Source organism: Mitsuokella apri, from assembly GCF_047974105.1.
GTDB lineage: Bacteria > Bacillota > Negativicutes > Selenomonadales > Selenomonadaceae > Mitsuokella.
This window is the reverse complement of sequence record NZ_JBHYRS010000002.1, coordinates 123,142-148,425: the sequence shown is the minus strand read 5'-3', so window position 1 is coordinate 148,425 and position 25,284 is coordinate 123,142. Positions and strand designations below refer to the sequence as shown.

Genomic DNA, 25,284 nt, shown 5'->3' with positions numbered 1-25,284 from the left:
CGAGGGCCCTTACTTCCTGCCGCCAAGTCCCTCTGCCGCCGTAAACAGCGCCAGTGCGGCCCAGATAAATGCCAGCGCGCTGATCTGCGCGAGCCCGAACGCCTCATGGAAAAAGAAAATTCCGAGCAAGAGCCCAATGGTCGGACTGATATACTGGAAGAATCCGAGTACATTTAAAGGCAGCAAATTCGCCCCGTACGAAAACAGCACCAGCGGCACCGCCGTCACCACACCCGTCCCCATGAGGAAAAGCGCCAAGTCAGGCGTTGCCAGCGAAAAATGATTTGCAGGCGACATCATGAGCTTTGCGATATACGGCAGGGCAAACGGCAGCATCAACAGCGTCTCAAGCGTGATGCTCGAAAACGGATTGAGCTGCAGCTGCTTTTTAAGAGCCCCATAAACCGAAAACGTCACGGCTAGCACCACCGAAACCCACGGCAGCGAGCCGAGCTGATACGTCATCAGGAAAATGCCGATGGCCGCGAGCAGGATGCAGAACTTCTTAAGCCCGCCGATATGCTCACGAAAAAAAATAACGCCAAACAGCACACTCATCAGCGGATTGATATAATACCCGATGCTCGTATCGATGACATGGTCGTGGTTGACAGCCCAGATATACGTCAGCCAGTTGATGCTGATGATAAAAGCCGCGGCCAAGAGAATCGCGCCGCGCCTTTTATTCTGCCAAAGTGCACGTCAGTCGGCCTTAAATGCCTGCCAGCGCTTTGTCAAAACGAGCACCAGCAGCATAAAAAGAAACGACCAAATAATGCGGTGTGCCAAAATCTCATTGGCATCAGCCCGCGCGAGAAGATTCCAGTAAAGCGGCAGTACGCCCCAAATCAAATAGGTCATGAGCGCCGCCGTCATACCCACACGGCGTGAATGTTCCAAAATACCACCCTTTCCCTTTCCATTTTATTTGTAAAAAATCAAAGCAAATAATATGTTCCAGTATAACACAAAAAGCCGGTCCCTGATGAAAAACTCTCAGGAACCGGCTTATCCGTCTTCGAAATTTTATTTATCCAAAAGCTTATGCGTCGACGCGGGCGGCTTTTTTCGCCATCGCGTAGATGAAGATGCAGAGCACAAAATACGCGATGAGTCCGGCGAACGTCGCGGCCGGCGAAGCGGCCCAGGCCTTGGCGAACCAGTCGATACCGGCGATGTGCAGCACGGCACTGATGAGGCTGCCAATAGCACCGCCGGCAACAAAGCCCGAAGCGACCGTATTGCCCTCGCTCAGGCGCTTGGCATTGACTTTTTCATCCTTGCTGCTGTGCGAGACAAAATACGAAATCAGGCCGCCGACAAGCACCGGCGTATTGATGCCCATCGGCAGATACGCGCCAAGGGCGAAGGCGAGCGGCGGAATCTTCATCATCCAGAGGATGACGGCAAAGAACGCACCTGCCATGTAAAGCGGCCACGGCGCATTGCCGCCGTCCATCATCGGGCCCACAATGGCGGCCATCGCATTGGCCTGAGGTGCGGCAAGAGCGCCATCCCCCGTAAAGCCATACGCGTGATTCAGGAGGAAGACGACACCGACCGACACAACACCGGCGAGGACAATCGAGACGAGCTGCCACTGCTGCATTTTCTTCGGCGTCGCGCCCGTGAGATACGCGACCTTGAGCTCCGACATAAAATTGCCAGAAACCGCGAGCGTCGCGCACAGGAACGCTGCCATCATGAGGATGGCCACGATGCCGGCCTTGCCATGCATGCCGGCGCTGCCCATGACAACCGCCGAAACGATAATCATGAAAATCGTCATGCCGGAAACCGGCTCATTGCCCGTGAACGCAATCGAGCTGATGCCGACGACCGACAAAAGCAGGGCAAACAGCATGACCACGACAAAGGCGATCATCGTCTGCGTCAGGCTTTCGGAGCACATGATGTGGAAAAAAACGGCAAACAAAACCGTCATGAGCAGGCTGCCAAAGACAATCTGCACCATCGGCAGGTCCTGCTGCGTGCGCAGCAGCCCCGCCGCTTTTTTCGAGCTCTTCGTGAAGAGGTCCGAAACGGCACGTCTGACCACGCGCGCAACGACGCCCGACATCGACAAAAGGCCGATGATGCCCGACATCGCAAGCATGCCGATGCCGACATGGCGGACATACTGCGAGAAGACCGCATCGACAGGAGCCTCTGCGAGAAGCATCGACGTCCCATCGACCACCATCATATGGTCGCCGCCGAGATAATACGCAATCGGCACGCAGACAAGCCACGAGAAAAACGAACCCGCCGCGATGATGGCCGCATAGCGAAGGCCCGTGAAATAACCGATGCCCAAAAGGGCCGCATCGTTATCGAGACTGAAAACCAATTTGTATTTATCGGCCAGAGCCTGTCCCCACTGGAACGTCGTCGTCGTCAAAAGTTCCTGCCACCAGCCGAGCGAATTGAGCACAAAATCGTAGACCATGGCCACAGCACCGCTCAAAAGCATCAAATGTGCCTTCGAGCCTTCGTCCGACTCGAGGACTTCGGCTGCCGCACTGCCCGACGGGAACGGATAAACGCCGTCCATCTCCTCGCAGAAATAACGGCGGAACACCGTCGCGAGAAAGACGCCGAGCACGCCGCCAAGGACAATCGGGATGACCATTTCAAGAAACGAGACATCCTCGATGTGCAGAATATAAAGGGCCGGCAGAATGAACATCGCCCCGCCGATGATATTCGTGCCGGCACTTGCAATGGCCTGAATGTGCACCGTCTCCGGAAACGCATTTTTGCGGTGAAACAGCACCGCCATGCCCATGGCCAGCACCGAAACCGGCGCAAACGCATCGACCGTCTGGCCGATTTTCAGACAGAGATAACCCACGGCCAACGCAAAGATGACCGAAAAAAACAAGCCCCAGAACACGACGTACGAATTGATTTCCTCATACGTCTTATCGGGCGACATCCTCGGCTTATAAGGACGCCGCTCATGATTTTGATTCGTCATTCCTGACATGGAATTCCCCCTGCATCCAGAAATCTGGAAAAAATATCGTATGTCCATCCTCTACGGATAGAGAATACATTGATAGTGTAAGACTATTTCAGAAATCTGTCAAGAAACCACATAAAGTGTACATCTATACACCATTATATCATAATAATGCCACAGTATTTCCGCAGTACTGCTCTAATATGTATTTTCATAAAAGACATTTTCGAAAAACAGCAGGAAAATCCTTCTGGCCGTCGAATCTGTAAAATAAACGCGGATACAGAAAAAGTCTTTATCGCGCACAAATGTCCACATGGGAGAAGAAAATGTACTAAATTTAGCGATTTACGAAATCACGTTAACGTAAGCGGCCGATAGGATACTGCCATAAGCGAAGCTTCAGCCTGCTGCGCGGAGCGTTGGCAGTATCCTCTCGGCCGCGCCTTTAAATCGTATCGGTAAGTCTGAGGGAAGGGGCAGTCATAAGTGAAGCTTCAGCCTGCTGCGCGGAACGTTGACTGCCCCTTTCCTCAGACGCCTTGATTGCACTTTTGAACTTTTGAAGGGAGCTGATTTCTTGTTCCATTCCAAAATTACCCGCCGTCTCGTTTCGTCTTTTCTGCTCGTCGTCCTCGTCTCCCTCTCCCTTCTCGGCATCATCCTGCTGAACTATTTCCGCGACTACACGATGCAGCAGGAAAAGAACGCCCTGATTCTTAACGCCAAAATCGTCGAGACCTCACTTGAAGACACTCTCTACACGCGCAACACGGCAGCCCTTGACACCATCCTGCGTGAACTCCATGAAAAGACCAATCTGCGCATCACCGTCATCGACGCCGACGGCACGGTGCTCGGCGATACTTCCGAGCCCAGCAGCGCCCTCGACAACCACCTCGACCGCGAGGAAGTCCAGCAGGCCATGACGAGCGACTACGGCATGGCCATCCGCAAAAGCGACACCCTGCACGAAAACTTCATGTACGCCGCAATTCCCGTCTACCGCAGCGGCCAGCTCATCGGTATCATCCGCACCTCTTCTTCGCTCGCTTCCATGGAACAGTCGTACAACATGGGCTTTCACTTCATCCTTTCGGCCCTGTTCTTCGCCCTGCTCATCGCCCTCATCATCTCCATCTGGCTTGCCCATCGTCAGGTCCAGCCCATCCGCTGTCTGAGCCTCGGTGCCATGGAAATCGCGGGCGGCAATCTGCATAAACGCCTGCGCTGGCGCAGCGGCGATGACGAATTCGACACCCTCGTCAAGACCATCAACCGCCTGACGGCCAACCTCTCGCGGAAAATTCAGGAATCGCAGGACGAAGCCCATAAGATGAGCCTCATTCTCAACAATACCGACAACGCCATCATGCTCATCGACGAACGCGGCCTCATCGTCAACACGAACCGTCAGGCCGAAGAGACCTTCCACCTGCAGGGCAACGAACTGCACCGACACAGCATTCACGTCATCGGCAGTGCCGAGCTCTCCGAGACCGCACAGGTCGTCTGCCGCGAAAACAAGTCTCAGGCCATTACGCTGCAGTTTGACGGTCAAAACAATATAAAGCATACTTTCCAAGTCTTCCTCGCACCGTTCCGCGACGGCTCCGACGAACTCGTGCTCGCCGTCTTCCACGACATCTCGCTGCTGCAGGAAATCAACCAGCGTCAGGCCGAATTTGTCAGCAACGCCGCACACGAACTCGCCACGCCCCTGACTTCCATCTCCGGCTTTGCCGAGACCCTGCTCGACGACGACTTCAAAGACCCCGAAGCCAGCCATCACTTCATCAGTATCATCTACCAGGAGGCCCAGCGCATGACCCGCCTGATGAAAGGTCTCCTGGAGCTCGCGCGCCTCGACAGCCATCACGGCCGCACCAAAGTCAAGCGCGTGCCCATTGACGTCAACGAAACGCTGGAACATACGGGCAGACAGCTGCAGGAAAAAGCCGGGAAAAAGTCACAGAACCTGCAGATTGAACCATCCGCAGAAACCCTGTTCGTCTCCGCAGCCCCCGAACTTTTCAGCCAAATCCTCTACAACCTGACTGAAAACGCCATCAAATACACCCCAGAGGGCGGCAAAATCCTCGTCAAAAGTCAGTCCGACGGCGAAAAGGACGAAAACATCAAAATCACCGTCCAGGACAACGGCATCGGCATCGCCCCCGACGACCTGCCGCGCATCTTCGACCGCTTCTACCGCGTCGACAAAGCCCGCGCCAGAAAATCCGGCGGCAACGGCATCGGCCTCTCCCTGGTCAAATTCCTAGTCGAACTCTTCGGCGGCAAAATCGAAGTAACAAGTCAGCTCGGAGAAGGCACCACCTTCACCCTAACTTTCCCAAAAACCACAATCGAGTAAATGCAAAAAAAAGCATACGAAAAAAAGCGAGGCTGTCAAAAACAGTCTCGCTTTATTTTTCTACCTCATTTTTTGCAAATAAATCCCGCAAATGACCCGGCCTTCGTAATCCGCGTATGAGAGTAAAGCCCGCGCAGTCTCTTTTCCAGGCTCTCCGCCGTATCAAAAGGCGGCGTAAAAAATCCGCACGGCACACAGAACGACTGCACAAAGAAATCCGTAATCTTATTCTCGCCCTTGACATAGCAGCACCCCGTAAACGTGCCGCCGTCCCGAAGCACGCGGTGCGTCTCGGCAAACGCCGCGTCCTTATCCGGAAAAGCATGCAGGCCGTTTAAAGACAGCACGCAGTCAAACGTGCCATCCTCATACTGCAGGTCCCCGACATCGCCGCGCGTAAAATGGACGTTCGGCAGCCTGCGTGCCAGCGGCGCAGCCTTGGCCTTTGCGAGCATCTCTTCCGAATAATCGAGGCAGACAATCTTCGACGACTTCATCTGACAGTAATGCGGCAGGGAAAGCACTCCCGTCCCGACCGGCACCTCAAGCAGCCTGCCCGCAAAATTCTTTGGGATCCCCTGAAACGTCTGCTGGATGAACGATTGATAGCGCGTGCCGCTGAGCTGCCAGAAAAAACGGATAGCCAGACGTCCGAGCAGACTTTCGTTCTTCATCATGCCATCGTAATCCTTCGCCAAATACCCGACCAGAGCATAGGCATTCCGTACTATCATCTTGCGTTCCATAAACTTCTCTCGTCCTTTCTCTATCGTTTATAGTTTTAGACTATCACATATCGCGCCGCGGCGATATACTTTTTATCACACCGGCCTATGATTTCTTATTTTTTCCTATGATTCCTGCGAAAAATATTTGAAAAAAAGAGACTGCCCGCAGGCAGTCCCTAATAAGCATATATAATAGGAAGGAAAAATCTTATTTGGCAGCTTCCGCTGCTTTTTCAATCTGCTCGCCGTAGATGTCGCGGTAGATTTTGGCCTTTTCGCCATTCTTCTTCTGGACTTCTTCATCGCGATCGTTGACGCGGACACGCTCAATCTTGTGGCGGTCGTTATCGTCGCCGGCTACGCGGTCCACGCGGAAACGGCTCAGGCTGAGTTCGCGGATTTCGGTGTCGAATTCCTCGGCCATATGCTGCATATCCTCATCGGCCGCAGCGCCGTTTTCAAGGGCACGCGCGACAATCGCGGCAAATTCGTAACGCGTCAGCGTGCGATTGCCCTTGAACTCGCCATCCGGATAGCCCTCAAGCAGGCCGCGTTCGGAAAGTTTCTTGACATAGCTGTAAGCCCAGTGGTTTTCCGGCACATCCGGGAACAGCAGCGTATGTTTCTGCGGCTTGACGGCAGCGGCCTCAGCAGGCGTGCCGGACGCAGCCCCGACCATCGCTTCGAGCTTCTCAATCTTGGCATTCTGCTGCTGCAGCATCGTATTCTGCTTCTCCACAAAATCCTTGAGTGCGAGAATCTCCTTGGCCATCGCCACGCGGCTGTTCGTCACATGGTTGCCCTGACCAAACTTAAAGCTGATGCCGGCGTTGATCATGTTCTCTCCGCCGCCGACCGTGCCGCCAACCGACAAAGTCGTATCTTCATTCGGCTGATAGAACGCACCGACCGCCGCGGCATTCGCACCGCGGTAATTGCCGTAGCCCACAGCGAAATCCCATTTGTCATCGGGGTCGAAATCCTGCGGATGCAGGGCAGCGAGAGCTGCGGCACCGGCACCAACGCGGTCGACACGGCGGCTGACATTGCTGACCTCACCGCCGAGCTTCTTGAGCTGGGAGACATTGACAGCATCATCATCGGCACTGCCAGGTGCGACATTGTGAATCTGATTGCCGCCCATGCTGACATTGTCCTCGCGAACGACGATATTATTGGCCTTGCCCGAAGCATCCGTATGGCTGATAGTCAGGCCTTTGCTGTCCACTTCCGTCTGATGCTTCTCGCCATTTTCTTCGGTTGCATAGGTCGTCTTTTCAAGGTTCAGATGTTTAGCAAGACGGACGGAAAGCCCCGTAACACCGTCTTTTTCCTGCTGGATGACGCCGATATTGCCTTCACCCGTCAGAGCATTGCTGTCAGCACCGCCCGTCAGGCGCAGGAAACTGCCGAATTTGACATTGAGTTTACCTTTGGCAGCATCATCGCCTTGATACTGACGGTCTGCATGAACATCCTGCTGCAGCTGTGTGACATTCTGGTCAATCTGACCAATGTGCTGGTCCATTTTATCCACTTTATCCGTCACATTCGTGACGTTTTGTTTGATATCACTCGTGATGGTATGAACATCGCCGATGCTGGCTGCATTGTTCCAGTTCTGCTGACCATCTTTCGTCGTATCATAAGACTTGCCATCAAGACCACTGGCAATATTGGAAATCTGCTTGCTGCCGCCATTGATGCCATCTTTGGTGATGGAAATATCACCGACCTGCACCTTATTCGTGGTTACACCAGCATTATTGATAGTCGTAGCGCCGGTCTTAACACTGCCACCCGGACCAAGGTCAACATCTTTATTCAGGGAAATCTTGATGCTGCCGTTGTCGACAGAGGTCTTGATATTCCCCGGTTTATCAACAGAACCATCTGCTTTGTAGGTTGTATCACCCTTGAGCTCGATTGCCTTGCCAAGGTCCTGCTTGACCGTCAAATGATTGCCTGTGCTATCTTTTTCTTCCGATGCCAGTGCAAAACCACCGCCATTGGCCTGATTCGTAATGGAGCCGGCAATATCATGGAGCTGGCCTTCCGTAGCGGCACGATTTTCGACGATGTTGTCTTTATCCCACGTCGTATTATCAAGGCCCGTGATGTATTTGCCTGTTTCTGTTTTCTTGCCGTTAGTCTGTTCGCCAATGACAATTTTCTTCGTCGTGTCTGTACCGCCGCCAATCGTTACTTTCGTAAAGTCCGGCGTATCGGTCATGACAACTTCCAAACCGTCATTCGTAGAATTCTTGCGGACACCGAGGTTCTTCGACGAAGCCGACTGCAGCGCATCACCCGTGAGACCGCCTTTCAGCGACAAGAAGGTCGAATTCAGCGCACGCGTGACTTCCTGACCGTCATTGCCGACAAATTTCAGGCCGTCATTCAAGGTGGCAACAGCATGGTCGGTTCCTTTATCATCCTTATAGACAATACGAGTCATTCCGTCTTTTCCATCCTTGCCGTCCGTACCATCGACACCGACAGCACCATTGTCCCCGCGAATCGTCAGACCGTTGGCACCATCTGTCCCTTTCAGGCCAATGCTGCCGTCGGCACCATTCAAGACGACAGAAGACCCATCTTTGCCGTTGGCACCGATGCTGCCATCTACACCAACGCTGCCGTCCGCGCCTTTTTGACCTACGCGAATGTCGTCTGCCAGCTTGAAGTTGACTTCGCCATTTTTTGCACTGGTCGTGATTTGGTCTTTAGTACCAGTAAATTTGACTGCATCGGACAGTTTGTTAGTGCCTTTTCCAGTATCACCGGCATAATTCAGGTCGCCCTGACCTGCCAGACGTTTGACATCGCCGATGTTCGCAGCATTGGTGTCTGTATCATAAGTATACGTCTTGTTGCCGCTGTCGTCGGTCGTCACAGCCGAAGCACCGCTAGCCATATTCTGAATCTGGGTGCCGGCATCGCCGCCTTCCAGTGTGATATTGTTTTTGTCCACCTTGTTGGTGGTATTATCGATATTGTACTTCACCGTACGGTCAAGGGCAGCATCTACGGTACTCTTGGAAGCAATGTCATCAATGACAACATCAACAGCCTCGGCATCCGGATGGGCTTTATCCTTGACTTTCAAAGTTACCGTACCATTGACTGCCTTATAATGATTATCCGCAGAGTCAGGATTCGGTACCAACTGGTAATCCGTATCTACGGCATCGCTGTTTTTAAGGGCATCACTGAGCTTTTTCAACTGATCTTCTGTTGCAGCACGGCCGCTGACATATTCCGGACTGGTTACATTCCAGTCCGTATTGGAAAGCCCTACGACGTAACTGCCAGCTGTTGCTTTATTACCTGTCTGAGACGTACCATTTGTCATGAACAAATTATTCGCATCGCTGAACCAGCCAATCTGGGCAGTGCCGGCGGTCAAGTTGCCATTGGTACCCAAGTTCGGTGTATTTACTAACTGGATGTGGAGCTTGCCGTCTTCGCCTTCATTAATACCGATGTTGTTTTCCGTCAGCTTCGTCTTGTCGGCTCCACCCACAAAATTCAACTGTTCGTTTAATTTCTTGGTAATAACAGTATTGTCATCACCGGCGAACTTCAGGCCGTCATTCAAGGTGGCCACGGTCTGGGGCGTGATACCATCCGTACCATCTACACCATCTTGATAGACTACACGGGTGATGTTCGTACCATCAACGCCTGGGGTGCCATTAGTTCCATCAGTACCATTCGCACCAACCGTTTTGATGATGGTGGTCACTGTACCATTGGTACCATTTTTGCCGGTGATGCCGATCTGGCCATTATTGCCATCCTTGCCGGTTACCATCACCGTATCCGTGGAGATGTCCTTGTCCATCAGGACATTGATGGTTGTCGTACCATCATCAGCCTGTTCCACAGAAGTCATCAGATTCTGACCAGAGTACTGACTTAAAGCTTTCTTACCTGCACCCTTGATATTGACCGTACTGTTCAGTTTGTTCGTAACAGGGTTGGAGTCGCTGTCATTGACTTTAGCATTGGCACCGAAATTCAGGCCGTCTGTCTTACTGGCCAAACCGCCAATGGTGATATTGTTGGAAGTAGTACCAGCATCGTTCTGAACGGTCAGTGTCACCGTACCATCGGAAGCTACCGTATATTTACCGTCTGAACCAGCAGTCGGATTGGCGACCAGATGAAGGTCATTCTTTTCCAGATTATCCAATTTAACAGAAATAGTTTTATGGTTGCCATCAGAATCAGTGTCATTTCGAGTCAAGGTTAATGTCTTGCCATCCTCAGAAACGGCGCCATCCGTAATATAGTAATCATGAAGGCCATCAATGGAAATAGGTTCAGATTGGTTCTTTAAAGTCAGTTTCAAGCTGCCTTTGCCATCATTGACACTGGTAGTATCTTTATCATCATGCTCTCCATTATACTTGATACCGCCGCCAGTTAAATATACATCACCAGCTACGGTCCCCTGTTTAATATTATCTGCAACAGCTTTCAACTGATCTTCTGTAGCAGCACGGCCACTCTGGATTTTATCCGAATCCCAGTTAGTATTCTTCAGGCCAGTAATATAATAATCCGTATTCGGATTGGCACTGCTGCCACCGCTTTGAGTACCGATGACGATACCGCCAGAATAAGTATCCCCGGATTTCGTACCACCTACGCGAACTGTATTAAAGCGTACATCGTCGGCTGTAGCTACAGTAATGGTGTCGTCGCTGCCTGTCAGGGAAATATTCTGACCGGCTGCAAAATTGGCCTTACGGCTGGTGGGCGTCACATCTTTCAGTTTTGTTCCATTATAGTCCAGTTCCCAACCTGCATTGACCGTATCAGTCACCGACTTGACCGTACTGTTGGCGATTTTTTGCACATCTCCGATGTTGGCACCATTGGTTGTGGTGTTGTAAGTCGGATTACCGTTGGCGTCGGTCCCATCAGAACCGCTGCCCATGTTCGTCACCTGGTTGCCGCCAAAGGCAATCTTGTCGCCATTGACGATGACATTCTTACTGCTGTCATTGACATCATTGGTAATGGTGAGGCCACTATTCTCTACTTTGGTCTTGCCCGTGGTAACAGAAGTCAGTCCTGTAAGATTTTTAGCCAATTTTACTGTCAAAGTATCGGTGCCGTTGGAAACGACGCCAATGTTGTTGTCTGAGAGATTATCCTGATCCGTCACGCCGCCTTTGATAGTGGTCTTCTGGTTCATGGTGCGGCCAAAACCGGCAGTATCGGCCGTGCCGTCGCTCTTGATGTCGCCGGCATAGACCTGGCCGTCATCCATGGTGGCCAAATCGTGGATAGTTCCCTCTCCATCATGGTAATGGAGACGAGTCATGCCGGTCGTGCCATCTGCCATGGTGACATTTTTGCTCGAATTTAGGCTGGCATCACGATAATGGGCATCCAACTGGGCCGTCGCCGTATGACCGTTCTGATCTTTGGTCGTATTATCCTTTGGCTGCAGGTTCAAACTAGTGGCATTGACTGTATTAAATGTAGGATTGTCATCCATCTTAATGGTGATATTGCCCGTATTATCAATGTCCGTAGTCAGATTCGTCGTGCTGTATTTATGATCAGCAGCAGCATCGCCGGCCTTGATGGAAATCGTATCGCCAAGCTTACGGTTCACTACTTTATAGCCTTGATAATCACCAGTGGTATTTTGAGCATCTTTCGTATTGGTGGTGAAGCTCAGACCTTTGGCGATATTGTCAGCATTTACCTGAATATTATTCGTATTGGTATTGATATTGTCTGTGTTGTTTGTAACAGCATCAGATACGGTCTTCAATTCGTCTTCCGTGGCTGCCCGGCCGCTGACATAGGTCGGATTTTTGACAGTCCAGTCTTTATTGGTCAGACCGGTCACGTAATCTCCCGCTTCGGCTTGTTTGCCTGTCACAGCTCCATTCTGAACTGTATCCAGTGTTCCGGCATCGTTATGCCCCATACGGGCATTGCCCGCAGTAATACTGTTCAAACCTTTGACATCATCAGCTAATTTCAGTCCCAGTTTGCCATCTTCTGCCGTAGTTACAATCTGATTTTCTTTACCGTTGAAGGCAATGGATTCGCTGAGTTTATTGCTGCCCTTTGTGTTGTTGTCACCGGTATAGTTCAAAGTTTGTTCGCCAGCAAGACGCTTCACATCACCAATATTGGCACCATTCGTGTCATTATCATAGGTATAGGCTTTATTATCCCCTTCACCCGTAATAGCAGACGCACCGCTGGCCTGATTGATGATTTGTTTGCCGCCGTTGCTCAAGCCATCCTGCGTTAAAGTGATTTTTTTCTTGCTGTCCGTTTCATTCGGCGTTACATTGATGCCGGTACCATTGACTTGCGTTGTATAAGTCTTCGTATTGTCATTGGCATCTTTTGTCGTATATGTGACGCTATCAACATCCAAATGATCTTTCGTGGCAATAGTGATTTTGTTCGTTGCCTGTGTTAAGGCAATGTTCTTGCCGGCATCGAAGGTCACCGTTTCGCCTGGATTAATCAATTCAGATGTTGTCCCAGAAACTTCGCCAGCAGATTTGGATGTAGTCAGGGTAAAACCAGAGTTATTGATAGCATTGGCGACACTATTGCCCGTTACGTAGGCATTCGTATTTTCCGTCGTGCCATCTGCTGCTTTAGGATTGGTGCTGATCACAGTACCATTGGAGTTCGTCAAGGTAGCCGCAGCAACTTTCAAGTCATAATTAATATGATGATCTGTAGCGTCTGTAGTCTTTTCAATTCCGACAGAATTATCATTCGAAGTAACCGTTACCCCAGCCGCCTTCAACTGGGCCACGTTGACGGCATCCGTATCGAGAGAACCTGCAGCTACATCTGTAATCTGACGCGTGATGGATTTCTTTGCACTAGCATTACCAACGGATACAGCACCTGCCGTGGAAGTCCAGGTACTATTGCTAGAATCCACAGAAGTTGGTTTTAAATACGCTTCCTGTACAGCCCCATTTACCTTATTCCCTGCAGCACGAGTCGTAGAGGCACCATAACCAAGAGCCACAGAACTTTCAACATTGGCACTAGCTGAAGTACCTAGAGCTGTCGCATTAAAAGCCGTTGCCCTCGTATAGTAGCCTACTGCAACCGTTTGGGAACCATCATGCGAAGTCGCTCCGGAAGAATCCGGGTCCGATTCGTCAATACCTGCCAGTGCACTGAGACCGATAGCAACACCATAACCCCGGTTCACCTTCGTACCGCTGCCGATGGCGACGGTAGAAGCTTCCGTGGCATGGGTATCATACCCGATTGCAACGGACGAATCTTTGGTTGCTTCGGTATGGGACCCCATGGCCAGGGCATGCTGCCCAGCGGCCTTGGTATCCGTACCAATGGAGACGGCACTTTCCCCGGAAGCCGTGGTCTGGGTCAGTACTGTATCTTCTGTACCATCTGCATTCTTTCCCTTAACCCCAAAGCCAATGGCCAGAGATCTTGCTCCCGAAGCTTCGGCCTCCTGACCAATAGCCACAGAAACGGCATTTTCTGTAGTATTATTGGCTTTGGTATCTTTACCAATGGCAATAGAATTTGCTGTAGACGCAGTGCCGCCAAGGCCAGCTACAGAGTTATTGCCGGAAGCAGTGCTGCCTTCACCAAAGGCCAGAGAATTTTCACCACTGGCCACAGAATTTTCACCTAAAGCTGTAGCGTTCTTATTGATGGCTTTTGTGCTTTCGCCAAAGGCTGTAGCATTGTTATATCCTACAAAATCATAACCAGCTGTCGAAGTTGCTGTGGCTGTTTGTAAAGTTATATTTTTAGCAATATCAGTAGAAGCCGTCGCAACAATTGTTCCATCATCCTGCGTCGTCAGGGTTACAGCATGGATATCGCCGTGATAATCCTGAATATAATTATTGCCATCCGTACCTTTAACTACTACATAATCATGGATTTCTCCGGAAGGTTGGCCATTTTTGACGTTTTGGAAATTCTTAACAGCATAGGTATTGCCGCTGGCATCCGTATAAGCCACATTGCCGTTAGCATCGATTTTCGTACCGTTGGTCAATAACATAGCTCCGCTGGAATCGGTTTTAACGCCGGCCAAGGTATCCGTACCAAAAGCCGTTGCATAATTGCCTGCAGCTATAGCACGATTGCCAAAAGCTGTACTGTACTGAGCCATAGCACGAGTCCGGCTGCCAAAGGCTGTAGCGCCATTGGATCGAGATTGTGTGTCAGCACCAAAAGCTACGGAATTTGTGTATTCTGCTAATGTACGCTCGCCAAAAGCCAACGAACGTCCGCCCAGCGCCTTTGTGCCATTGCCAAAGGCCACTGCATCCTGGCCGTAATTTTTTCCATTTGTATCAGTCTGATCCGAACCAGCCTGAGTACCATAGCCAAAAGCCACTGCGCCTTCTGCTTTCGCTACAGTATTTTCACCAAAAGCAACAGAAGCTACAGCACTGGCAGTATTGCCTTTCTCATTTTTACCATAGCCACCGCCAAAGGCCACAGCATTCTGACCTGTAGCACTGTTATGTTCTCCAATAACAAAAGCCCCTTGCCCTGCAGCAACAGCATTTTTACCAACAGCTATAGCACTATCAGCAGAAGCACTAGCACCATTACCAATGGCTATTGCACTATCAGCAGAAGCTTTGGCATTTGGACCAATCGCTATAGAGTTGGCACCCGATGCCGCAGCATCTGTGCCTTCTTGTACAGCATTTGTACCTGTCGCCGCTTCAACATGGCCACTTTCCCCAGCTCCGTACACGCTGGCTGCCAGCGCTGCTGCGACGAGCAGCCCTCCATGGCTGCTCTTTTTTTCATGTCTGGCTTTCGTCTTGCCGCCGCTCTTGGCAATCTCCGACACGACTACATAGCAGCCGCGGACTTTGCTCCAGATGACTTTATAGACTTTGTTCATCCCGGGTCCCCCCAATTATATTGATCTCCTGCACAATCTTTCAACATCTTGAGTGGAAGGGATTTCAGAACATGTCCTCCATGACAGCGTTCTTTTTTATTACATCCATTCCAATCATCTCACGATGTCTTAATAACGCTCTTCCTAATCTCTAAAGAACAATTATTTCTTTTCATTCTACATCACAATGCATTAAATGTCACTAAAAATCTTATAAATACAAAATACTGCATGAATTATATATTCATTGCATAAGAAAACAGACCGCTCCGCAGAGCAGTCTGTTTTTTGCAATGGTAACTATTGGTTTTTTATTTAGCGGCTGCCGCAGCTGACTTTTCAATCTGTCCGCCGTAGCTGTCACGATAAACCGTTGACTTTTCTCCGTTTTTCTGCTGGACGATTTCGTCGCGGCTGTTGACGCGGACACGTTCAATCTTATTGTGGCCGTTGTCATCACCGGAGACGCGGTCGACGCGGAAGCGGTTCAGGCTGAGTTCGCGAATCTCGGGGTCGAATTCGTCGGCCATATGCTGCAAATCCGCGTCAGCGGTAACGCCGTTTTCGAGAGCGCGTTCGAAAATCGCGGCAAATTCGTAGCGCGTCATCAGGCGGTCGCCCTTGAATTCGCCATCCGGATAGCCCTCAAGCAGGCCGCGTTCGGCCAGTTTCTTGACGTAAGTGTAGGCCCAGTGATTTTCCGGCACATCCGGGAACAGCAGCGAACGCTTCTTCGTCTCGCCCGACTGACTGCCGACAAGGGCCTTGAGCTGCTGGATTTCGGCATCCTGCTTCTCGACATAATCCTTGAGAGCGAGAATCTCCTTGGCCATCGCCACGCGGCTGTTCGTCACATGATTGCCCTGACCAAACTTAAAGCTGATGCCCGCATTGACCATGTTCTCCCCGCCGCCGACCGTGCCGCCAATCGACAAGGTCGTATCTTCGTTCGGCTGATAGAACGCGCCGACCGCAGCGGCATTCGCGCCGCGGTAATTGCCGTAGCCCACAGCGAAATCCCATTTGTCATCGGGGTCAAAGTCCTGCGGATGCAGGGCAGCGAGAGCCGCGGCACCGGCACCGACGCGGTCCACACGGCGGCTGACATTGCTGATTTCGCCGCCCATTTTCTTGAGCTGGGAGACATTGACCGCATCATCATCGGCCGTGCCGGCTGCGACATTGTGAATCTGATTACCCGCCATGCTGACATTGCCATCCTGCACCGTGAGGGCACGTTTGCCATCGTCCGACTTGACCGTCAGACCGCTGCTGTTGATGGTCGTATTGCCCGCATGGAACGTGCTGCTGTTGACCGTTTCCGCATTGACGGTTTTTGCCTCAATGCTGTCAAGGCCTTTGATGTCCTTGGAGAGTTTCACATTGAGTGTATTTTGGCCGTCCGAAACAATGCCAATATTGCCGTCCACCAGTTTTGACGTATCCGAAACACCGCCTTTGATGTTGGCCGTTTCATTGAGTTTCAACTTCAGCGCATCTCCGGCATCCCCGGCATATTTCATACCATCATCCATGGTGGCAACTTTGTGATCATCGACAGCCACGCGTTTGATGTCCGTCGTGCCATCCACACCCTTGGCAGCTTCCGCCGCTTTGATGGCGGTTTCATTATTGCCATTCTTGAAGGTCAGCGTACCGGTCTGGCCGTCCGCCGCAATAGCTTTCGTACCATCCTGGCTGGTAACAGTGAGCTTACCGTCCTTGCCGTTTTCGCCTTTCATCCCGATGGTCACATCATTGCTCAGGGAAATGTCGTAATTAATCCCCTTCGTATCGTCTCCATCGGTTTTCTTCATAACCAAGTTGCCTTCGGCCTTGCCATCATTCACAGAAACCGTCGTGTGCTGTTTGGACATATTGGTGATTTTCTTGTCCATATTGTCGATTTTCGTATTGACGTTCTGTTCCACCTTCTGCAGTTGGTCTTCGGTAGCTGCCCGGCCGGAGGTAATGTGCTCGCCGTCCCATTCCTTATTGGTCAGGCCGTTCACTGTGCCTTTGCCGTCTTTGTTGATGGTCACGCCGCCGGCGGCAATGCTGCCGTCCTGGCCGTCAAGGACGACGGCGGAACCATCCTTGCCATTGACGGTGACCTTGCCGTCCACACCCTTTTCGCCCTTTTCACCTAGAGTTACGCTGTTGCCGGTGATGTCTTTGTCCATGAGTACGGTGATTGTGGTATCGCCCTGGCCATCCTGTGCAACCGTGGTAGTCAGGTTATCCGCGCTGTAGGTATGGCCTTCTTTTGCCTTGGTACCAACAATGTTGATGGTACTGTTCATATCATTGGACACTGCACTATCCGCATTGTCAACCGCATCCACCGCAGCCCTTGCCGCCGCTTTTTTCGGCTGGTTCGGCTGGATGGTATTCCATTTCTTGGCCAGCACCTTGTTGGCGCCGAAGTTCAGCTTGCCGTCGAAAGACGCCGCAGTTCCGTCTTTGATGGTAGCTGTGGTGGTACCGTTCTGGTCGGTGATGGAAATGGTGGTCACGCCGGTGTTCTCGTCCTTGGTTACGGTCGCTTTGGGAGAATACCCCGGCGCTCCGTCAAACCCGGGCATGCCCGGCAGGCCGGGAGCCCCGGGATCGCCTTTATCACCTTTGTCCCCTTTATCACCCTGATCCCCTTTTGGCCCCTTGAAATCCGGATTGTTGCGTATGGCATCGGCATCCAGCCCCACATGAACCACAGAACCGGTCTGCAGCGTCGCTTTGATGCCATCGCCGAAATCCAGTTTCAGCGGGCCGGCCGTGTCATAGGTGGCAATCGTGCTGCGTCCCGTGGTCCCGTAAATGCCATTTGTCAGAGAGCCGCCGGAATAAATTGTATAGTTCAGGGCGTCCATCACATTCTTCAGCTGGGCCACGTTCACCGCATCCGTGTCTTCCGAACCTGCGGCCACGCCCGTCAGCTGCCGAGTCAGGCTACTGCCGTTGCCGATGGACACTGCATTGCTGCTGGCACTCCACGTGGTACCGGATTCCGTGGAAGCCTTCTTCGTCAGCGGGTCATACCCCTTGCTGCCACTGGTCCGGTCGGCCACAGCCCCTTTGCCCAGGGCCACGGAGTCATCCAATTGGGCAATTGCGCCCTGCCCCAGGGCCAGAGAAGCTTTGCCTTTTGCCTGGGAATCATTCCCCAGTGCGAGAGCATCCTGAGCACTGGCGTTGGCGCTCTTTCCCATCGCCATGGCATTATTGGCCGTTGCACTGGCATTGTTGCCCACAGCCAGGGCGTAATCCCCGGTTACCGTATTGCCATTGCCAAGTGCCGTGCTGTAATTGCCGGTCACCGTATTGTTATCGCCGTACGCATGGCTCTTCTGGGCCTTGTTATAGGTTCCGTCGTCCTTGACCGTGCCGTCCACTTTATTGCCGTAGCCGATGGCGCTGCTGTAATCCGCATGGGCCGTGTTGCTTGTACCGGCTACTGTTTCATAATAACCGGGTGCATGGTTGTCATGGCCCACGGCAATGCTGCTGTACTGGGCATCGTTCCCCTTACCGATGGCCACACCCATATACCCGGTGTTGGAACTGTCTCCGATGGCCACGCTGTATTCCTGAGCATGATTGTCATGGCCCATGGCCACAGCCGAACGGCCCTGTGCCTGCACATCGCTGCCCACAGCCACTGCATTGGTGGGGTCCGTCAGCCGGTCCACGGTCATAAACGACGTCTTTACATAATGGCCGCTGCTGTCCCGGTAATACGTGCCGTCCGGATTTTTCACATACTGGGGTGTGGTGGTCACGTTGCCGTTGGCGTCCAGATAATAGTAGGCCGCATCCTGGTCCCTAGTCAGTTTTCCTTCTCTATCAATATAGAAGGAAGCCGGCGTATTGAGCACGCGCGCATTGTTGCCGATGGCCGTGGAATGGTCTCCTTCCGCGATATTGTCCACGCCTACAGCCGTGGCACCGCTGGTGTAATAGCTTCGGCTCGTCTTATCATTATTATAATAAGGAGCTACGTTCTCATAAATTTTGTGGGCGGCCAAATAATCATTATAATTACTGTAATCGCTGCGCTGGGGTTCCTTGGCCCGCACATTGTGCTCATCATCCATATACTGGCCGGGCACCAGGCTGTGGACCTTCACCTGCCGGTCCTCATACGCTTTCGTTTCCGGATTGTAGACTTTCGTGGTAATCCATTTGCCGTCCATGTCCTCGTATTGGTAGGATCTGTTGCCGCTTACCGGCTGGACGCCGTCTTTGGCATGGTTGAACTTGCCGATGCTGTTGCGCGTGCCCATGGCCACATTTTCCGGCTGGTCGTCCACGCGCGTATAGCCGGCCCTGTCATCCCGCTGGACTTTGACAACTTCATTGTCTTTGCCCACGATCAGGTTCCCTTCCGTATCATAAGCAGCATAGGCCTCCCTGCCCTGTGCCAAAGAACCATTCTCGTTCTTTTCGATGTTGACCGCTCCGTTGGCTGCGGCATTGTTGGCATTCGTAGCTGCTGTATCTGTGGTGACGATTTCTGCCATCGCCGTGCCGGCCAGTCCAAGCTGGAGCACGAGTCCGGCCGCTGCGATGCGGCTGGCCACGATTTTGCGGCCTTTCCCCTTGCCGTTAGACGACGCTAGCTCTGAAACTACTACATAACAGCCCCGAGCTTTGCTGTAAATTACCTTGAAAATCTTATTCACCCTTCATTTTCTCCCTTCGTTCTTATTTATGTATACAGAATGCAAACGAACTTGCTAATATTTAGCATAAACTTGCATCTAAGAACGAGGTCAAGGCTGTTACAATTTATGAACTTAGTTTCAGATTAAAAATAAATAACAGATTAATTAAGAAAAAATCCTCATAATAACAGCCTATGTTAGCATAATTCCCACTAAAAAGCAGAAAAAAGAGGGACATTTGTCTCTCTTTTCTCTGTTCGCTCATCCTGACAGGCTGTTAAAAAAGGGACATATGTCCAGATTTCAGCGCAGCTTTTATTCGGTTTTCTTTTCTTTGTACTTGTCATGCAGCAAAGTCGGCATTATTTTGCCTGTGCCTGCAGACTCACAGGAATCTGCAAACGCAAAAAAGGTGCTGGTTCACGCAGCTTACGAGGATTGATTGAGCCCAGCAGCCGGCAGATGACATCGCCCTGTACCGTACAGTCATGCTCCCCGCAATAGGAATGTAAGGCATCGAGCTGGTCTGGGAGTTTGGCAAAATCATCCACATAAGCGCAGACGTACAGCTGCCCCTCCTGCAGGGCAACATGCGGATAACTGGCATAGATTTGGTTCACATAGGTGCCAATTTCCCGCGCGCGGTAACGGCCGGCGAGGAAATCGTCTTTTGCCATTGCGATGCAGGTGAAGTATTTATAGCAGCAGGGAATATGCTCTTGCTCAAGATAGTCTGTGAGCTTGGCAATGCCGTATACATAGCTTCCATAATCTTCTTTAAAATAATTGCGCACGGCCGGCAGGGAAAAAACATACTGCGGTTCCAGATATTCCAAGGTGATGGTTCCTGCGGGCGGCAGTTTCTGGTAATGTTTCAGCCAGCCAATGGTCTTTTGCAGCATGGCCAGCTTATCCTGCAGGCCCCGAATTTTCTCTTCAAGCTGTTCCATTTCCTTCTCATAAAAGCCAATGGCCGTATCATAACTATTCTGCTGTACAATCTCCTGAATCTCATCAAGACTTAAAGAAAGATTCCGATTGTACCGGATTGCCCGAAAAACTGTAGACTGCGTGACATCGTAATAGCGGTAGCCATTATCTGGATCCACAAAGTCCGGTTCCAGCAGCCCCAGCTTTTCGTAAAGTTTCAGCGTGGCAACGGTCGTGTGATTCAATTTAGCCATCTGCCCGACTGTCAGCTTATTCTTTTTCATCTTTTCTCTCCCATTTAATTCTATATTCTCTAATTCTTTATTGAGTACAGTACTTTATATGATAGCAAATTGATATCTTTTCATCAATATATTTTATGATTCAAAGCATACAAAAAAGGCCGCTCCGCAGAGCAGCCCCTTTGATAAGCCTTGAATTATTGGAATTCTTTTTATTTAGCAGCCGCGGCTGACTTTTCAATCTGTCCGCCGTAGCTGTCTCGGTAAATTGTTGACTTGGTGCCGTTTTTCTGCTGGACGATTTCGTCGCGGCTGTTGACGCGGACGCGTTCAATCTTGTTGTGGCTGTTGTCATCACCGGAGACGCGGTCGACGCGGAAGCGGTTCAGGCTGAGTTCGCGAATCTCGGGGTCGAATTCGTCGGCCATGTGCTGCAGGTCCGCGTCAGCGGTAACGCCGTTTTCGAGGGCGCGTTCAAAAATCGCGGCAAATTCGTAACGCGTCATCAGACGGTCGCCCTTGAACTCGCCATCCGGGAAGCCTTCAAGCAGGCCGCGGTCAGCAAGTTTCTTAACATAGCTGTAAGCCCAGTGATTTTCCGGCACATCGGGGAACAGCAGCGAACGCTTCTTTGTCTCGCCCGACTGACTGCCGACAAGGGCCTTGAGCTGCTGGATTTCGGCATCCTGCTTCTCGACGTAATCCTTGAGGGCGAGAATCTCCTTGGCCATCGCCACACGGCTGTTCGTCACATGATTGCCCTGGCCAAACTTAAAGCTGATGCCCGCGTTGATCATGTTCTCCCCGCCGCCGACCGTGCCGCCAATTGACAAGGTCGTATCTTCGTTCGGCTGATAGAACGCGCCGACCGCCGCAGCATTCGCGCCGCGGTAATTGCCGTAGCCGACAGCGAAATCCCATTTGTCATCGGGGTCGAAATCCTGCGGATGCAGGGCAGCGAGAGCCGCGGCACCGGCGCCGACGCGGTCGACACGGCGGCTGACATTGCTGATTTCGCCGCCCATTTTCTTGAGCTGGGAGACATTGACGGCATCATCATCGGCCGTGCCGGCTGCGACATTATGAATCTGGTTGCCGCCCATGCTGACATTGCCATCCTGCACCGTGAGGGCACGGCTGCCGTCGTCCGACTTGACCGTCAGGCCGCTGCTATTGATGGTCGTATTGCCCGCGTTGAACGTGCTGCCGTTGACCGTATCAGCCGCAACCGTCGTTGCCTTGACATTTGCAGCATTGACATCCGCAGCATTCACCGTCGTGGCATTGAGTGTCGCCGTATCAACACTGTTCAGCCCCTGCAGGTCTTTTGCCAGTTTGACCGTCAGCGTATCATTGCCGTCAGAAACCACACCGATATTATTATCGGAAAGGTTCGACGTATCCGCAACACCGCCCTTGATATTTGTCGTGCTGTTCAGCGTCTGCGTCAAGGCCGCGCCCGTGTCACCGGCAAATTTCATACCATCAGCCAAGGTAGCAACAGCATGATTATCCACAGCGACACGATTAATAGAAGTGCCATCCACGCCCGCAGCAGCCGCCGCAGCTTTCAGCGAAGCCGTGTTGGAGCCATCCTTAAAAGTCAGCTGACCATTTTCTCCATCTGCCTTAACGGATTTCGTTCCGTCTGCACTGGTCACGGTCAAAGTACCATTCTGACCATTCGTGCCCGCACTGCCGATCGTCACATTATTGCTCAAGGAAATATCGTAATTAGCACCGGCGGTATCCGTCGCATTCGTTTTGTTCAGGACTAGATTGCCGGAAGTGCTGTTATTATTTACAGAAACAGTCGTGTGCTGCTGAGAAATCTGATTAATTCGGCTGTTCACATTGGTAATTTGACTATCCGTATAGGATTTAGCATTCTGTTCCACCTGATGAAGCTGGTCTTCTGTTGCGGCCTGACCCGAAGTATAGCTATCGCTGTTCCAAGTTTTGTTAGTCAGGCCATTCACCGTGCCCTTGCCATCTTTATTGATGGTTACGCTGCCAGCTGTCACGCTGCCATCCGTGCTATCCAATTTTACCTGAGTGCCATTCTGACCGACTGTGACAGTACCATTGGTACCATCGATGGATACCTGCTTAGAGGCATCAGTTCCCAAAGTCACTTTATTTGACAAATCGACCGTGTATTCTGTACCCCCAGCTGCATTCGTTCCTTCTAATACCGTCACATTGGTCGAACCAGCTTTCACGCTAGAGTGCTGACTAGCCTTATTGTTTACGGCATTCAACTGAGAAACATTGACAGCATCGTTATTTGCGACACCATCTGCTACATTACTAATGACTTTACTGCCTGCGTCAACACCGGACGCAGTTATGCTTGGACCATTGGTAATGGCCAGGCCACTTGTATTTATCGTTGTATTCCCAACACTCACACTGTTCAAATCTGTAAGGTCCTTGGCCAACTGGACTTTCAATTTACCATCAGAAGTACTCTTGACGGCAATATTGTTATCCGTTAAATCACCAGTGGCTCCGCCGACAATTTCTAACTGCTCATTCAACTTTTTCGTGATAACCGTAGCATCATCACCTTTAAACTTCAAACCATCATCCATCGTAGCAACTTCATGATTTCCCTTAGTATCCGTATAAACAAGGCGGCTGGCTGTATCCGCAGTAGTATTTTTATCGCTGTTCAGCGTTTTCGTGCCATAGTCGATCCAGATATCGGTGAAAGCACCGTCCGAGCCAGTCAGGCCAATATGGCCCTTCGTGCTCGTACCGCTGCCCTCGGCCCACATGGAAACACCATTTGTCGTACCATCCGTACCATTGACGCCAATGCCGGACTGTGCAACCGTCGAAGTCGAGCTTGTCTTCGAGACAGCATCCTTGCCAATGACAACGCTGGAACCATTCGTATTGTCAACAGCGAGTCTGCCATTTGTGCCGGCTACAGTATTTCCAGAGCCGTCCGTACTGTTTGCCTTGCCCAAAGTCATATCATCAGACGTGGCAATGGAGATTTTATTGCCATTCTGTGCCAGGGCGATGTTCTTGCCGGCATCAAGCGTGACAGTCTCGCCCGGATTAATTAACTCTGTGCTCGTTCCGGAAGCCGTACCATCCGAATTGGATGTTGTCAATTTGAAGCCGGAATTATTGATGGCATCCGCAACGTCATCTCCTGTGACATAAGCCTGTGTATTAGTCGTGGATTTACCATCCGATTCTGTTACTGTTGGATTGAGATTTGTTATTTTACCGTCCGTTCCTGCCGACAAAGTCGCCGTGGCTACTTTCAAGTCATAATTTGTATGGTAGTCATTATCATCTTTAGTAGTCGTAATGCCAACGGAATTATCACTTGACGTCACGGTGATACGTGCGGCCTTGAGCTGTGCAACGTTGACAGCATCCGTATCTTCCGAACCGGCTGCGACGTTGGTGATCTGACGTGTCAAAGTTGCCGTCTTGGTAACTTTGACTCCATTTTCATAGACTTTGTAAGTCGACTCGCCACCTACGGAAACAGCACCTGTCGTCGAAGTCCAAGTACTTTCCTGTCCAGAAGCTACCGTATCCGGTTTCAGATAAGCCGTCAACTCATTGCCAAGAGTTTTGGTAGTCGTTACACCTGTATTATAATCAACAGTTTCGGTAATGGTCTGTTCCTTATTTCCAGCAGCACGCGTTGCTATGGAGCCTGCACCAAGGGCTACGCTGCCTTCGGTCTGAGCATTTGACGAATCGCCGAGAGCCGTAGAAAAAGTGGAATATTGTGCCGTAGAGGCTGTACCAATGGCAATGCTGCGGCCTGCTTCTGCATCTGCAATATAGCCGAGTGCCACACTTCCACCACCATCCAATGGATTCGATGCATTATTTGTCGTTGTTCCTGCAACAGAGCTAAGACCAATGGCCACAGAATAACGACCTCTTGCATCTGTTCCACTGCCAATGGCTACGGTAGAATCATTCGTTGCGTGGGTATCATAGCCAATTGCTACAGAAGAATCCTTTTCAGCTTTTGTCTGTGCCCCCAGCGCAATGGAACGCTGCCCCGATGATGTAACATTCGTACCAATGGCAATAGCACTCTCATTACTAGCTGTTGTTTTATTCGCGTTTGATTGGCCAAAACCAATAGCTATAGCATTAGCACTTGTAGCATCCGCGTATTCACCAATAGCGATTGCCGATGCATTGTTTGAACTATTCCCTGCTGTCGTGTTGTTGCCAATGGCAATTGAATTATCTGTATTAGCCGTACCATTAAGAGCTGAATATCCGGCCGCTTCCACCGGATTCAAGATCCCTGCTCCCGTGATCAGCACCGTTCCCATAAACACAGCCCCGAGCACGGCGGCTTTCTGTGAGCGGCTTTTGCCGTTACTTTTTGCGATTTCGGATACGACAATATAGCAGCCGCGCACTTTGCTCCAGACGACTTTGTAAATATGATTCATCGTGCTTTCCCTCCATGAT

Annotated in this window: 8 protein-coding genes and 1 pseudogene; 1 reads left to right on the top strand and 8 read right to left on the bottom strand. The window is 51.2% G+C overall.

All coding sequences use genetic code 11. The annotated features are described in order from the left end of the window. Positions 1-9: 9 nt before the first annotated feature. The 3 genes and pseudogenes from rarD to ACE419_RS03680 all read right to left on the bottom strand — a co-directional run. Positions 10-672 (bottom strand): annotated as a pseudogene (rarD, locus tag ACE419_RS03690) (EamA family transporter RarD); the annotation flags it as partial. Between the two features lie 30 nt (positions 673-702). Then, positions 703-900 (bottom strand): EamA family transporter, encoded by a 198-nt coding sequence (locus ACE419_RS03685; protein WP_435721053.1) that lies wholly within the window; start codon positions 898-900, stop codon positions 703-705. Between the two features lie 142 nt (positions 901-1,042). After that, entirely contained in the window at positions 1,043-2,989 is a 1,947-nt protein-coding gene (locus tag ACE419_RS03680; RefSeq protein ID WP_435721052.1) for an OPT family oligopeptide transporter, read from the bottom strand. Positions 2,990-3,545: 556 nt separating this feature from the next. Here ACE419_RS03680 and ACE419_RS03675 point away from each other — a divergent pair. Continuing rightward, complete coding sequence (locus ACE419_RS03675) at positions 3,546-5,339, top strand: HAMP domain-containing sensor histidine kinase (protein WP_435721051.1); 1,794 nt, start codon at positions 3,546-3,548, stop codon at positions 5,337-5,339. 65 nt (positions 5,340-5,404) lie between these two features. Here ACE419_RS03675 and ACE419_RS03670 read toward each other — a convergent pair whose 3' ends face one another. The 5 genes from ACE419_RS03670 to ACE419_RS03650 form a co-directional block, all read right to left on the bottom strand. After that, a complete protein-coding gene (locus tag ACE419_RS03670; protein WP_435721050.1) occupies positions 5,405-6,085 on the bottom strand; it encodes a class I SAM-dependent methyltransferase in 681 nt (226 codons plus the stop codon). Between the two features lie 190 nt (positions 6,086-6,275). Further along, positions 6,276-14,981, bottom strand: coding sequence for an ESPR-type extended signal peptide-containing protein (locus ACE419_RS03665; protein ID WP_435721049.1), 8,706 nt, complete (start codon positions 14,979-14,981; stop codon positions 6,276-6,278). A 311-nt stretch (positions 14,982-15,292) separates the two neighbouring features. Further along, the gene (locus tag ACE419_RS03660; RefSeq protein ID WP_435721048.1) at positions 15,293-19,663 is read right to left on the bottom strand and encodes an ESPR-type extended signal peptide-containing protein; all 4,371 of its coding nucleotides are present in this window, start codon (positions 19,661-19,663) and stop codon (positions 15,293-15,295) included. A gap of 344 nt (positions 19,664-20,007) precedes the next feature. Further along, positions 20,008-20,859, bottom strand: coding sequence for a MerR family transcriptional regulator (locus ACE419_RS03655; protein WP_435721047.1), 852 nt, complete (start codon positions 20,857-20,859; stop codon positions 20,008-20,010). 170 nt (positions 20,860-21,029) lie between these two features. Next, positions 21,030-25,265, bottom strand: a complete 4,236-nt coding sequence (locus ACE419_RS03650; RefSeq protein ID WP_435721046.1) for an ESPR-type extended signal peptide-containing protein — start codon at positions 25,263-25,265, stop codon at positions 21,030-21,032. Between the last annotated feature and the right edge of the window lie 19 nt (positions 25,266-25,284).